Annotated in this window: 15 protein-coding genes; 13 read left to right on the forward strand and 2 right to left on the reverse strand. The window is 57.2% G+C overall.

Annotated elements, in window-relative coordinates; all coding sequences use genetic code 11:
- Positions 1-7: 7 nt before the first annotated feature.
- Together RAE19_RS14615 and RAE19_RS14620 are read right to left on the reverse strand one after the other, a co-directional pair.
- On the reverse strand, positions 8-763 hold the full coding sequence (locus tag RAE19_RS14615) for an SAM-dependent methyltransferase (protein ID WP_313875575.1): 756 nt from the start codon (positions 761-763) through the stop codon (positions 8-10).
- Entirely contained in the window at positions 760-1365 is a 606-nt protein-coding gene (locus tag RAE19_RS14620; RefSeq protein ID WP_313875576.1) for a Maf family nucleotide pyrophosphatase, read from the reverse strand. The genes RAE19_RS14615 and RAE19_RS14620 overlap by 4 nt, the downstream gene beginning before the upstream one ends.
- A gap of 25 nt (positions 1366-1390) precedes the next feature.
- Between RAE19_RS14620 and RAE19_RS14625 the strand changes: the two genes are divergently transcribed.
- The 13 genes from RAE19_RS14625 (at position 1391) to RAE19_RS14685 (ending at position 12076) form a co-directional block, all read left to right on the forward strand.
- On the forward strand, positions 1391-1927 hold the full coding sequence (locus tag RAE19_RS14625; RefSeq protein ID WP_313875577.1) for a YceD family protein: 537 nt from the start codon (positions 1391-1393) through the stop codon (positions 1925-1927).
- A gap of 119 nt (positions 1928-2046) precedes the next feature.
- Positions 2047-2229, forward strand: a complete 183-nt coding sequence (rpmF, locus tag RAE19_RS14630; protein WP_293662562.1) for a 50S ribosomal protein L32 — start codon at positions 2047-2049, stop codon at positions 2227-2229.
- A gap of 108 nt (positions 2230-2337) precedes the next feature.
- Positions 2338-3363 (forward strand): phosphate acyltransferase PlsX, encoded by a 1026-nt coding sequence (gene plsX / locus RAE19_RS14635; protein ID WP_313875578.1) that lies wholly within the window; start codon positions 2338-2340, stop codon positions 3361-3363.
- A 27-nt stretch (positions 3364-3390) separates the two neighbouring features.
- Positions 3391-4368, forward strand: a complete 978-nt coding sequence (locus RAE19_RS14640) for a beta-ketoacyl-ACP synthase III (protein ID WP_313875579.1) — start codon at positions 3391-3393, stop codon at positions 4366-4368.
- 53 nt (positions 4369-4421) lie between these two features.
- Complete coding sequence (fabD, locus tag RAE19_RS14645) at positions 4422-5372, forward strand: ACP S-malonyltransferase (protein ID WP_313875580.1); 951 nt, start codon at positions 4422-4424, stop codon at positions 5370-5372.
- Complete coding sequence (fabG, locus tag RAE19_RS14650; RefSeq protein WP_313875581.1) at positions 5369-6115, forward strand: 3-oxoacyl-ACP reductase FabG; 747 nt, start codon at positions 5369-5371, stop codon at positions 6113-6115. Before fabD ends, fabG begins: the two co-directional genes overlap by 4 nt.
- A 99-nt stretch (positions 6116-6214) precedes the next feature.
- Positions 6215-6454, forward strand: coding sequence for an acyl carrier protein (gene acpP / locus RAE19_RS14655; RefSeq protein WP_296508934.1), 240 nt, complete (start codon positions 6215-6217; stop codon positions 6452-6454).
- Between the two features lie 148 nt (positions 6455-6602).
- Positions 6603-7847 carry a beta-ketoacyl-ACP synthase II gene (fabF, locus tag RAE19_RS14660; protein ID WP_313875582.1) on the forward strand — a complete coding sequence of 415 codons (1245 nt, stop codon included), beginning with the start codon at positions 6603-6605 and terminating at the stop codon, positions 7845-7847.
- A gap of 223 nt (positions 7848-8070) precedes the next feature.
- Positions 8071-8343 carry a hypothetical protein gene (locus RAE19_RS14665; RefSeq protein ID WP_313875583.1) on the forward strand — a complete coding sequence of 91 codons (273 nt, stop codon included), beginning with the start codon at positions 8071-8073 and terminating at the stop codon, positions 8341-8343.
- Entirely contained in the window at positions 8340-8960 is a 621-nt protein-coding gene (gene rpoE / locus RAE19_RS14670; RefSeq protein ID WP_313875584.1) for an RNA polymerase sigma factor RpoE, read from the forward strand. The genes RAE19_RS14665 and rpoE overlap by 4 nt, the downstream gene beginning before the upstream one ends.
- A gap of 29 nt (positions 8961-8989) precedes the next feature.
- Positions 8990-9565 carry a sigma-E factor negative regulatory protein gene (locus RAE19_RS14675; RefSeq protein ID WP_313875585.1) on the forward strand — a complete coding sequence of 192 codons (576 nt, stop codon included), beginning with the start codon at positions 8990-8992 and terminating at the stop codon, positions 9563-9565.
- Positions 9562-10572, forward strand: a complete 1011-nt coding sequence (locus RAE19_RS14680; RefSeq protein WP_313875586.1) for a MucB/RseB C-terminal domain-containing protein — start codon at positions 9562-9564, stop codon at positions 10570-10572. Before RAE19_RS14675 ends, RAE19_RS14680 begins: the two co-directional genes overlap by 4 nt.
- Positions 10573-10660: 88 nt before the next feature.
- Positions 10661-12076 (forward strand): Do family serine endopeptidase, encoded by a 1416-nt coding sequence (locus tag RAE19_RS14685; protein WP_313876246.1) that lies wholly within the window; start codon positions 10661-10663, stop codon positions 12074-12076.
- The last annotated feature ends 287 nt before the right edge of the window (positions 12077-12363 follow it).

The following is a 12363-nucleotide window of genomic DNA, read 5'->3' on the forward strand; positions in this document are numbered from 1 at the left end:
GCGGGGCCTAGCGGCCGAGGGCGAACACGGTTGGCGTGGCGTTGTCCAAGGTCCAGCCGCTGTGTTTCCAGTGCTTGACCGTCTGGCTATGGGTGCAGGCAGTTGCCAGTGTCAGGCCGCTGGAGGTGGCCAGCCGTGTGTTGGTTTGCAGCGTTTGCAGCAGGCTCTGCAGCAGGGCGGTGTTGCGGTAGGGTGTCTCGATAAAAATTTGTGTCTGCCCGGATTTAAGCGCCAAGGATTCCAGCTCCTTGATGCGCTTGATCCGTTCTGAGGGTTCGGACGGCACATAGCCGACAAACGCAAAGTTCTGGCCGTTCAACCCACTGGCAGCCAAAGCCAATAAAAGCGATACCGGTCCCACCAAGGACACTACCGGAATCCCCAATTCATGGGCAGCACGCACCACCGACGAGCCCGGGTCGGCAATGGCAGGCATACCCGCTTCGCTCACCAGCCCAACGTCATGGCCTTGCAAAGCAGCGGCGAGCAGGGGTTTGGCGTCGAAGCCGCCAAGGTGGTCGCCTTTTTTGTGCACCTCCCGGGGGAGCTCTTGGAGCTGCATGTCTTGAATCGTTGTATTCAAAGGGTGCGATTCACCCACGCGCTTGAGGTAGGCCCGGGTGCTTTTGGCATTCTCGCAAATCCAGTAGCGCAAGGCGGCCGCACGCTGCAGGGTTTGCTGCGGCATGCTGTCTGAGAGGGGGCTTTGGCTTGTGCAGCCGAAATCCAGCGGCGCCGGCACCAAATACAGGGTGCCGGTCATGTTGCTTGCTCCCACAGGTTCAAGCCGGCTGCACGCAGCATGCGGCAGGTGCGAATCAGCGGAAGTCCGACCAGCGCCGTGGGGTCATCGTTGTCAATCGCCTCCAGCAGGCTGATGCCCAAGCCCTCGCTCTTGGCGCTGCCTGCGCAGTCATAGGGCGTTTCCGCGCGCAGGTATTGTTCTATTTCCGCATCGCCCAAGTCCCTGAATTGCACCCTCACAGGTGCCAAGTCCTCTTGCATAAAGCTGCTGGCTTTGCATACCACGGCCACGGCAGTTTGAAAAATCACCGTTTGGCCGCGCATGGCCTGCAATTGAGCCACGGCACGGTCATGCGTGCGCGGCTTGCCCAAAGGCTGGCCGTGCAAGTCAGCGACTTGGTCTGAGCCGATCACAATGCAATCGGGGTGTATGTCTGCGACCGCGCGGGCCTTGGCCAGGGCGAGTCGGCGGGCAAGTGCCGCAGGCGCTTCGCCGGGAAGTGGTGTCTCATCTACATCAGGTGCCGCAACGATAAAAGGCAGGCGCAATCGCGCCAGGAGTTCGCGCCGGTATACCGAGGTGGAGCCCAGGACGAGTTTTCTGGAAGGGGAGCTTTGCATGTAGCGATTCTCTTACACTGCGCGGATGAAACATGAATACGTACCCCGTAGCCTTCCTGTCAAAGCCTTCGCACAAGCTTCAGGCGCATTGGAGGGCAGCGTCCCGTTGACGGACATGGAGCGCTTGCGCGAGGAATCCCTGGGCCCGATCGAGGGAACATTGGTGAGCTTCTCCGCGGATGGAGAAATGCAAGAAGATGCAGCCGGTCAACCTGAACCATGGCTTCATCTCGAGGGATCCACTACCTTGGTGATGACGTGTCAGCGTTGTTTGGGGCCGGTTGCGACGGAGGTGGCTTTCGAGCGCTCTTTCCGTTTTGTTGCCAGCGAGGCACTTGCTGAGGTGGAGGACGAAGAGTCGGAGGAGGACGTCTTGGTGCTCAGCCGTGAATTCAATCTGCTAGAGCTGGTCGAAGACGAGCTGTTGATGTCTGTTCCACCGGTTCCCAAGCATGAGGAGTGCCCCGCGCCGGTCAAGCTTCAGGCGGCAGACGCTGATTTCGTTGATGCGCCCGCGGAAAAGCCGAATCCTTTTGCGGTGTTGCAGCAGCTCAAAAAGTAGGGGTTGGAGGCTGCGCGAAGTTTGGGCTATAATCTGAGGCTCCGCGTGCCAGACCTGCCGCGTTTTACTAACCCCAACCGTGTTGCCGCCTGCGCAGCACCTTTGCCCAGGAGCCGATCATGGCAGTTCAACAAAACAAAAAATCTCCTTCCAAGCGCGGTATGCACCGTTCGCACAATGCACTGAACGTGCCCGGTATCGCAGTGGAACCCACCACCGGCGAAATTCACTTGCGTCACCATATCAGCCCCACCGGTTTCTACCGTGGTCGCAAGGTGTTGAAGACAAAATCTGAAGCCTGATTCACCTGAATCCCGCAAAGCCCGAAGCTACAGTTTCTGTAGCGACGGGCTTTTGTCATTTTGGGGTCGGATAATTGCCCGCTTTATTGTTGTTGGATTGAATTGCGCATGATTACGATTGCCGTTGATTGCATGGGCGGAGACCATGGCCCAGAGGTAACGCTACCTGCTTGTCGTGAGTTTCTGGATCGTCATCCGGATGCTGCGTTGGTCTTGGTGGGCTTGGCCGATGCGCTGAAGGGCTTCTCCCACCCGCGTGCAAACGTGGTAGTCACCACAGAAGTGGTCACCATGGACGATGCCCTTGAGGTCGCCTTGCGCAAGAAGAAAGACTCTTCCATGCGGGTGGCGATTCAGCAAGTGAAAGACGGGGCAGCGCAAGCGGCTGTGTCTGCGGGCAACACCGGCGCGTTGATGGCCATCTCCCGCTACATTTTGAAAACGCTGGATGGTATCGAGCGCCCGGCAATTGCCGGACAAATCCCCAATGCGAAAGGTGGCGCAACCACGGTGCTGGATCTGGGGGCCAATGTGGATTGCTCGGCCGAACACCTGCTGCAGTTTGCGGTCATGGGCTCGGCGCTTGTGTCGGTGCTCAGCGGCGATGAGTCGCCGTCGGTGGGCTTGCTCAACATTGGTGAAGAGGTCATCAAAGGCAATGAAGTCATCAAAAAAGCAGGTGAACTTCTGCGAACTGCCGCGAAAACTGGCGATTTGAACTTTGTGGGTAATGTGGAAGGCAACGACATCTTCAAAGGCACTGCTGCGATCGTTGTGTGCGACGGCTTTGTGGGCAATGTGGCGCTCAAAACCAGCGAAGGCTTGGCCTCGATGTTTGGCACGTTTTTGAAGGCTGAGTTTTCACGCAATATCTTGACAAAAATGGCGGCTATTGCTGCTTATTCGGTTCTAAATGCGTTTAAAAACCGCTTTGATCATCGGCGTTACAACGGTGCAGCCCTTTTGGGCTTGCGCGGTCTGGTGTTCAAGAGCCATGGTTCTGCCGACAGTCTGTCGTTCGGCAATGCCTTGAACCGCGCGTATGATGCAGCCCGAAACAACTTGCTGGACCGCGTTCAGGTTCGCATTGCCAAGGCGGCACCACTTTTAGCGGTCGCGGAAGCAGAGGCTTAGTCTGAACGGGTGCACGCTACAACACCCATGACACGTTATTCCCGAATTACAGGCACCGGTAGCTATGTGCCTCCCCGCCGGTTGACCAACGCGGACCTGGCGGCGCAGCTTGCAGCCCAAGGGGTTGAGACCTCAGATGAATGGATCGTGGAGCGCACCGGTATTCGCGCTCGCCACTTTGTGGAAGCTGGTGTTTACAGCAGCGACTTGGCGCTGGAGGCCTGCAAAAGCGCCTTGAGCGCAGCGGGCTTGCAGGCGCAAGACATTGACTTGATCATCGTCGCCACCTCCACGCCGGACATGGTGTTCCCCTCCACTGCATGTATCTTGCAAAACAAGCTTGGTGCCAACGGATGTGCCGCTTTTGATGTTCAGGCAGTCTGCAGCGGCTTCGTTTACGCGCTGACAGTGGCTGACGCGATGATTCGCACCGGCGGTGCGAGCAAAGCGCTTGTCGTGGGTGCCGAAGTGTTTTCCCGTTTGCTGGATTTCACCGACCGTACGACGTGTGTGCTGTTTGGCGATGGCGCGGGTGCCGTGGTCTTGGAAGCATCGGAAACCCCGGGCATCCTGGCCAGTGACCTGCATGCGGATGGCAAGCATGTCGGTATTCTTTGTGTACCCGGTCATGTATCAAACGGCCACATTCTGGGCGACCCCTTGCTCAAGATGGATGGGCAAGCGGTATTCAAGTTGGCGGTTGGCGTGCTGGAAGATGCGGCGCGGGCGACGCTGGCGAAAGCCGGCAAGACCGAAGCGGATATCGATTGGTTGATTCCTCACCAAGCCAATATCCGCATCATGCAAAGCACCGCCAAGAAGCTGAAGCTGCCCATGGACAAAGTGGTGGTGACGGTGGATCAACATGGCAATACCTCGGCAGCCTCTATTCCGCTGGCATTGGACTCTGCGGTACGTGCCGGTCGGGTCAAGCCGGGCCAGAACCTGATGCTGGAAGGCGTTGGTGGTGGCTTCACCTGGGGTGCAGTGCTCCTGACTTTGTAGCAGGTCGTGCAAGCAGAATCACGGCTAGAGCTCAATTTGACGAAGAATTTTCTATGAAACCATTTGCTTTTGTTTTTCCCGGTCAAGGCTCCCAATCGGTGGGCATGCTGGATGCATGGGGTGTACACCCCATCGTGTTGGAAACCTTGAAAGAGGCGTCTGACGCCTTGGGCGAAGATGTTGCCAAGCTGATTCACGAAGGACCCAAAGAGGCATTGGCCCTGACGACCAACACCCAGCCGGTGATGTTGGTGGCTGCCGTGGCGGCATATCGGGTTTGGATGTCTGAAACCGGAGTAGCGCCTCAAGTGGTAGCAGGCCATTCGCTGGGTGAGTACTCGGCATTGGTTGCTGCAGGTGCCTTGACCTTGGCGCAGGCAGCGCCGTTGGTGCGCTTGCGTGCCCAGGCGATGCAAGAGGCGGTACCGGTAGGTGTAGGCGCGATGGCAGCCATTTTGGGTATGGATGCTGCGAAAGTGATAGCGGGGTGTGCAGAAGCTACGGCGGCTATGGCCGGTTCTGACTCTGAAGTCGTCGAAGCTGTGAACTTCAACGACGCAGGTCAAACCGTTATCGCGGGTAGCAAGGCGGCGGTGGATAAGGCGTGTGAAATTTTGAAAGCAGCAGGTGCCAAGCGCGCTTTGCTCTTGCCGGTGTCTGCACCTTTCCACTCCAGCCTGATGAGGCCAGCGGCAGAAAAGCTCAAGGCGCGCCTGGAAGAGATAGAGATTGCCACACCGCAGATTGCGCTGGTGAACAACATTGACGTCGCTGTTGAAATGGATGCAGACCGCATTCGCGATGCGCTGTACCGTCAGGCTTTCGGGCCGGTGCGCTGGGTGGAATGTGTCCAGGCCATCAAGGCGCGTGGCTTGACCACGGTGGTCGAGTGTGGCCCCGGCAAGGTGCTGGCCGGTATGGTCAAGCGGATTGATGCAGAAATGACAGGGGCTGCCCTGTTTGATCCTGCGACACTGGAAGAAGTGAAAGGATTGTTGGCATGAGCGAGATCAAGTTTGAGGGCCAAGTGGCGCTGGTGACCGGAGCCTCGCGAGGCATCGGCGCATCCATCGCCTTGGAATTGGCGCGCAAAGGCGTCAAGGTGATCGGTACTGCCACCTCGGACGCTGGTGCGGCAAAAATCCGTGAGGCTTTGTCAGGCTTTGCAGGCTGTGATGGTCGCACTTTGGATGTGAATGATGGCGCTGCGGCGGAGGCGTTGGTGGACGCGATCGCCAAAGAGTTCGGCGGCTTGCATGTTCTGGTGAACAACGCCGGCATTACCCGCGACACACTGGCCATGCGCATGAAAGATGACGACTGGGATGCGGTGGTGGACACCAACCTCAAGGGTGTGTTCCGCATGAGTCGCTCTGTTTTGCGCACCATGATGAAGCAACGGTACGGCCGCATCATCAGCATCACCTCGGTAGTCGGAGCGTCCGGCAACCCCGGTCAGGCCAACTACGCAGCCGCCAAAGCGGGCGTGGCGGGCATGACCCGTGCGCTGGCCCGGGAGCTTGGCTCGCGCAACATCACCGTTAACTGCGTGGCGCCCGGATTTATTGAAACCGACATGACGGCCGGCCTGCCGGAGGAGCAACAAAAAGCCTTGCTGGGCCAGATTCCCCTCGGGCATTTGGGCAAACCCTCGGATATTGCGCACGCGGTGTGCTACCTTGCATCCCCTCAGGCGGGCTATGTCACGGGGCAGGAAATGCACGTGAATGGCGGCATGTACATGTAAGAAAAAAACCGCCGATGTGTCCGAACGGCGACCTGGTTAGAGACTTGTCTCTAGGGCGGGTAAAATCTCGGATTCTTTTACAACCCTTAGAGGGAACCCATGAGCGATATCGAAGTCCGTGTCAAAAAAATCATTGCTGAACAACTCGGCGTGGAAGAGTCTCAAGTTACCAGCGAAAAGTCCTTTGTGGCAGACCTGGGTGCTGACTCCTTGGACACAGTGGAACTGGTGATGGCTTTGGAAGATGAGTTCGGAATTGAAATCCCGGACGAAGACGCAGAAAAGATCACTACCGTGCAAAACGCGATCGATTACGCGAACACCCACAAAAAGGCCTGATAGCCTTGGGCAATGCGTTAGTGCGCATTGCCAACCCGGCCGGCAACCGCAGGATCATCGCCTGCAGGTGTCCGGCCGGTTCCTCCCCCATTCTCTGTATCGCCGCTATGGCGGTACTTCTTTGACGAACTATTGAATCCAGGTTTCTATGTCCCGTCGTCGTGTTGTTGTCACTGGTTTAGGTTGTGTCAGTCCCGTAGGTAATACGGTGACAGAGGCTTGGTCCAATTTGCTGGCAGGTAAGTCCGGTATTGATGTCATTTCCAAGTTCGACGCATCTGCTTTTGCCTGCAAGATCGCCGGGGAAGTGCGTAACTTCGAGTTGGAGGCTTACATCAACTCCAAAGAAGCCCGCACCATGGATACCTTTATCCACTACGGTATCGCGGCTGCCATGCAGGCAGTGGTCGACTCCGGTATCAAGACCGGCGATGCCTTGAGTGACGAAGAGTCCACGCGCATTGGATGCGTGATCGGCTCTGGCATTGGCGGCCTGCCAATGATTGAAAACACCCACGCAGAGTACACCAACCGCGGTCCGCGCCGGATTTCTCCATTTTTTGTGCCGGCCTCCATCATCAACATGACTGCTGGCCATGTGTCCATGCGCTACGGCTTCAAGGGCCCAAACATCGCCATCGTCACCGCTTGCACGACCGGTTTGCATTGCATTGGTGAAGCGGGCCGCATGATTGAGTACGGTGATGCGGACGTGATGGTTGCTGGTGGTTCTGAGGCGACCGTATCCCCCTTGGGTATTGGTGGTTTCGCTGCCATGCGCGCCCTGAGTACCCGCAATGACGACCCGACAACTGCCTCCCGCCCTTGGGACAAAGACCGCGATGGCTTTGTCTTGGGTGAAGGCGGCGGCGTGATGGTGCTCGAAGAGTACGAACACGCCAAGGCACGCGGCGCCAAGATCTACGCTGAATTGGCGGGTTTTGGTATGAGTGCAGATGCCGGCCACATGACAGCCCCCAATATGGATGGCCCCCGTCGTGCCATGTTGAGCGCCATGCGCAACGCAGGTGTCAATGCTGACCAAGTGGATTACCTCAATGCCCACGGCACCTCCACGCCGCTGGGCGATGTAAATGAATCCAATGCCATCAAGGCCGCTTTGGGTGATCACGCCAAACGCGTGGTGGTGAACTCCACCAAGTCCATGACCGGGCACCTTTTGGGTGGCGCAGGTGGCTTGGAGTCGGTGTTTACCGTATTGGCTTTGCATCACCAAAAGAGCCCTCCGACCATCAATATCTTTAATCAAGATCCGGAATGCGATCTTGATTACTGCGCTAACACGGCCCGCGATATGAAGATCGATGTCGCTGTCAAAAACAACTTCGGGTTTGGTGGCACTAACGGCACGCTGGTGTTCAAACGCATTTAATACACACGGCCAGTCACACTGACCCTCCATGCAACGTCCACCGGCGACAAGTCTGCAGGTCTCGCGGTCAAAAAGGTTGGGCTGGCTTTTTGCCGGCCTGATTTTTTTGTTCTTGTGTGCGCCGCTCTACACCGTTTGGAGTGGCCAAGCATGGGATCGAACGCTGGCTGTGTGGGTCGCTTGGGGCGTCCTCAGTGCAAATTTAGTGCTTTCGTGGCGTCGTATGCCTGAAGGCCGGTTGCGTTGGGATGGTGAGACTTGGTATTGGGGGAGCCTGTCCCAACCCATCAAGGCTGTGCGCATTCAGTACGACTTTCAGCGCACCTTGTGGGTGCTGCTGCAACCGGAGCAAGGTCAGCAATTCGGTGTGTGGTTGGAGGCCGATGCTCTGCAACCCGAGCGTTGGCGCTCTGTCCGGCGTGCCTTGGTCTGGTGTGAAGAAACAGCGTGGGGCGCGGAGGTGTCAGTTGCGCCCGCCGCGGGGATGCACCCATGACCGATGTGTTGGAACCCGCGCCCGATGCTGATTGGCCCTTGGTCGAACGCACGATCGCTGGAGATCAACGTGCGTATGGCCTGCTGGTCCTGAAATACCAGCGACGTATCCAGCGGCTGGTTGGGCGCATGGTTCGGGATGTGGATTTGGTCGAAGATATCACCCAGGAAACCTTTATCCGTGCCTACCGGGCGCTCCATCAATTCCGCGGCGATGCGCAGTTCTACACCTGGCTGTACAGAATTGCCGTCAACACGGCCAAAAAGTCGTTGTTGGAGCTGAAGAGAGATCGCACTATTTCGGAGTCTTTCTTTGCCCGTGATGAAGAAGATGAAACTTCTTTCCGCCAAAACGAACCAAGTAGCGAAGAAACACCCGAAACCGTGCTGGCTGCTAAGGAAATTGCCGGTGTGGTGAACGCTGCGATGGAGGCTTTGCCGGATGAGCTCCGGCAGGCTGTCGTACTCCGGGAAATCGAAGGTTTGAGTTATGAAGAAATTTCACTCTCTATGGCATGCCCGATCGGTACCGTCCGATCACGGATTTTCCGTGCTCGTGAAGCGATTTCTGCAAAGTTGAAACCTCTTTTGGATAAACAAACCGGCAAGCGTTGGTAAGTACTATGGATCGCTTTTCCCAAAATCAAATGTCTGTTCAGGAGCAACTGTCTGCGCTAGCAGACGGTGAACTCGACTCCACGGAGTTGGGGGCTTTGCTGGATGCCTTGGAGCGTGATCCGGCGCACTATGCCGCATGGACAGGCCTGCACGCTGGCGCAGCAGCCGCGCGCGGTGAACCAGTATCCGGAACCTCGGGCGATCTGGCTTTCTGGCAATCTATCCAGGGAAAAATCGCCTCCGAATCAATCTTGCAAGTTCAGCCGATGCCACCTGTCGGCGTGCAAGGCGCAGCGATGCGCAGCGCGCCACCTGCAAACGCCACTTTTTGGAAGGCACGTCGTTTTGCGTCGATCGCCTTGGTATTGGCGGTGGGCGGTGTCGCCTCTTTGCTTTGGCCTAGTGCCGGTACAGGCCCTTCCGACATGAGTGCGGCGCCCGCAGGGCCGGCACTGGCCGCAGCGACTACCGACGCGGGTGTCATGTTGCGCGATCCCCAGCTTGACGCCTTGATGGAAGCCCACCAGCAGATGGGCGGACATTCTGCCTGGCAGGGGCCTTCGGGCTTTTTGCGTAATGCTACCTACGAAAGGCCTTCTCGGTGAACTGGCTGCGTAGCTGCCGGCTGTTGTCGCGTGGGTTCGTGCTGGCCTGCGTGTTGGGCGTGCAGGCTTGGGTGCCTGCGATAGCCCAAGAGAATTCTGTGAGTGCCTGGCTGACCCGTCTTCACGAGGCTTCCAAACATCGCACCTATACTGGCACTTTTGTGGTGTCTGCCGGTACGCAAATGGCGAGTGCCAAAATCTGGCATGTGTGTGAAGGCGAGCAGCAGTTAGAGCGCATTGAGCCATTAAGCGGCACGCCCCGCACCACCTTCCGGCGTAACTCCGAGGTGTTGACGCTCTTCCCGACGGCAAAAGTCGGTATTGCCGAGACGCGTGAGGCGACCAGCTTGTTCCCGGGGCTGTTGAAGTCCAAGGGGGCAGATCTTGATGAGTTCTACTCTCTCAAGACGATGGCATCGGAGCGCTTGGCCGGAGTGGATGCAGACGTGGTGCATATTCAGGCCAAAGATGGCCTCCGTTACGGATACCGGGTGTGGAGTGAGAAGAAATCCGGTCTGGTGATCCAGCTGCAAACACTGGATGTCGACGGAAAAACGCTGGAACAGTCCGCATTCTCGGAGCTCAACATGGATGCCCAAGTGAGCTCTGCCAAGCTCAACCAATTGATGGGGCAAACAGAGGGTTATCGCATCGAGCGGCGCACCACGGAGAAAACGAGTGCCGCCGCCCAAGGATGGGCCATGAATGGGGGCGTCCCCGGATTCAAGCCCGGCGGTTGTTACATACGCCCGGTGGCCTTGTTGGCAGGTGCCTCCGGCAAAACAGATACCTCCATGCAATGGATGTTTTCCGACGGTTTGGCGACGGTGTCTCTGTTTGTTGAGCGATTTGATCCCAGCCGCCATATACAAGTTGGCGCAGCAGATTTGGGCGGCGCTACCCGGACGCAAACACGCAAGCTCGGCAATTGGTGGATCACCGCAGTAGGCGAGGTGCCCGCTGGTACCTTGGCCGTGTTCACTCAAGCGCTTGAACGCAAAAAATAAGACCCTATCTCTGTCTCATCGGTTTTTTCAGGAAACGTTCCACATGACACATCACATCTTTTCAATCCGGCGTTGGGGCCTCGCGGTCATGTTGGGTGCATGTGCCGCATCCTTTTTGCCTTTGTCGGCAGCCTATGCGCAAGTCCGCGGATTGCCGGATTTCACCGAACTCGTGGATCAGGTGGGCCCTTCGGTTGTGAATATCCGCACCTTGGAAAAGGTTAGCGCTCGCGCACAACAGGGCGGACCGAATGAAGAGGAAATGCTGGAGTTCTTCCGTCGTTTCGGCTTGCCGATTCCCAACATGCCGAAACAGAACCCTCGCCAAAACCGCCCACAGCAGCAGGAAGAGGAACAGCCACGTGGGGTCGGCTCAGGTTTTATCTTGACCAGCGATGGCGTGATCATGACCAATGCGCACGTGGTGGACGGGGCAGACGAAGTCATTGTGACGCTCACCGACAAGCGGGAATTCAAAGCCAAGATTCTGGGGGCGGACAAACGCTCCGATGTTGCGGTGGTCAAAATTGACGCGACTGGTTTACCCGCAGTGAAGGTGGGTGATGTGAACCGCCTTCGGGTCGGCGAATGGGTCATGGCGATCGGTTCTCCGTTCGGACTGGAAAACACCGTCACCGCTGGTATCGTGAGTGCCAAACAGCGTGACACCGGTGATTTCTTGCCCTTCATACAGACAGACGTGGCCATCAACCCAGGAAACTCTGGTGGTCCTTTGATCAATATGCGCGGCGAGGTGGTCGGGATTAACAGCCAGATCTATTCACGCTCCGGCGGCTTTATGGGAATTTCTTTTTCCATTCCGATGGACGAAGCGGTCCGGGTGAGTGACCAATTGCGTGCGTCGGGTCGCGTGTCTCGCGGGCGCATCGGCGTGCAGATCGACCAAGTGAGCAAAGAGGTTGCGGAATCTATTGGCTTGGGCAAACCCACCGGTGCGTTGGTTCGCGGCGTAGAGTCTGGATCCCCGGCTGAAAAAGCAGGTGTGGAAGCGGGTGACATCATCACCCGCTTTGACGGAAAGGTCATCGAAAAATCCAGCGACTTGCCGCGCATTGTGGGTGGCACCAAGCCTGGAACCAAAAGCACTCTGACCGTATTCCGCCGCGGTGGCAGCAAAGAACTGCAAGTGGTGATCGCTGAAATTGAAGCGGACAAACCCGTAGCAAAAGCCCCCGCGAAAGAGGAACGTCCGGCGGCATCGATTGCCACACAGGTCTATGGCTTGGCAGTGACCGCACTCACAGACGCCCAGAAAAAGGAAGCGGGTGTCCGTGGAGGCGTGCGCATAGAGGCTGCCACGGAAGCAGCGGCTCGCGCGGGTTTGCGTGAGGGGGATGTGATTTTGCAAGTAGCCAACGTCGAAGTGTTAACCGTGAAGGAATTCGAGGCAGTGCTGGGCAAACACGACAAAACCAAGGCTTTGAATGTGTTGTTCCGGCGCGGTGATTGGACGCAGTTCGCTGTGATCCGGGCTGGCCGATAAGCCAAGCAACCCTAAAGCACAGCAGGCTATGGGGTTGTTTGCAACATAAAAAAGCCATGATTCATGGCTTTTGGCGCCTAGCTTTGATGGGGGCGGGGGTCTAAATCCATAGGCTTTTTTTAAGCGGTGGTTAGAATACGGGCGGTCGATTGATTGAAGCAGGTATATGGAACTTGCGATAATCCATCATGTGGGAATCGATAGATTGCCCCACAGGCCTTCCACAGCTCTCCCACAAGTTGTTCAGTGGCGCCAAACACATTCTGTGGATAACTTGTGAATATTTG

It is taken from the genome of Rhodoferax potami (genome assembly GCF_032193805.1).
Taxonomy (GTDB): Bacteria; Pseudomonadota; Gammaproteobacteria; order Burkholderiales; family Burkholderiaceae_C; genus Allorhodoferax; species Allorhodoferax potami_A.

Bases quoted from the DNA above. Each gene is read 5' to 3' on its own strand.
- RAE19_RS14615 (WP_313875575.1), bottom strand. From the start codon at position 763: ATGACCGGCACCCTGTATTTGGTGCCGGCGCCGCTGGATTTCGGCTGC.
- RAE19_RS14620 (WP_313875576.1), bottom strand. From the start codon at position 1,365: ATGCAAAGCTCCCCTTCCAGAAAACTCGTCCTGGGCTCCACCTCGGTA.
- RAE19_RS14625 (WP_313875577.1), top strand. From the start codon at position 1,391: ATGAAACATGAATACGTACCCCGTAGCCTTCCTGTCAAAGCCTTCGCA.
- rpmF (WP_293662562.1), top strand. From the start codon at position 2,047: ATGGCAGTTCAACAAAACAAAAAATCTCCTTCCAAGCGCGGTATGCAC.
- plsX (WP_313875578.1), top strand. From the start codon at position 2,338: ATGATTACGATTGCCGTTGATTGCATGGGCGGAGACCATGGCCCAGAG.
- RAE19_RS14640 (WP_313875579.1), top strand. From the start codon at position 3,391: ATGACACGTTATTCCCGAATTACAGGCACCGGTAGCTATGTGCCTCCC.
- fabD (WP_313875580.1), top strand. From the start codon at position 4,422: ATGAAACCATTTGCTTTTGTTTTTCCCGGTCAAGGCTCCCAATCGGTG.
- fabG (WP_313875581.1), top strand. From the start codon at position 5,369: ATGAGCGAGATCAAGTTTGAGGGCCAAGTGGCGCTGGTGACCGGAGCC.
- acpP (WP_296508934.1), top strand. From the start codon at position 6,215: ATGAGCGATATCGAAGTCCGTGTCAAAAAAATCATTGCTGAACAACTC.
- fabF (WP_313875582.1), top strand. From the start codon at position 6,603: ATGTCCCGTCGTCGTGTTGTTGTCACTGGTTTAGGTTGTGTCAGTCCC.
- RAE19_RS14665 (WP_313875583.1), top strand. From the start codon at position 8,071: ATGCCTGAAGGCCGGTTGCGTTGGGATGGTGAGACTTGGTATTGGGGG.
- rpoE (WP_313875584.1), top strand. From the start codon at position 8,340: ATGACCGATGTGTTGGAACCCGCGCCCGATGCTGATTGGCCCTTGGTC.
- RAE19_RS14675 (WP_313875585.1), top strand. From the start codon at position 8,990: ATGTCTGTTCAGGAGCAACTGTCTGCGCTAGCAGACGGTGAACTCGAC.
- RAE19_RS14685 (WP_313876246.1), top strand. From the start codon at position 10,661: ATGTTGGGTGCATGTGCCGCATCCTTTTTGCCTTTGTCGGCAGCCTAT.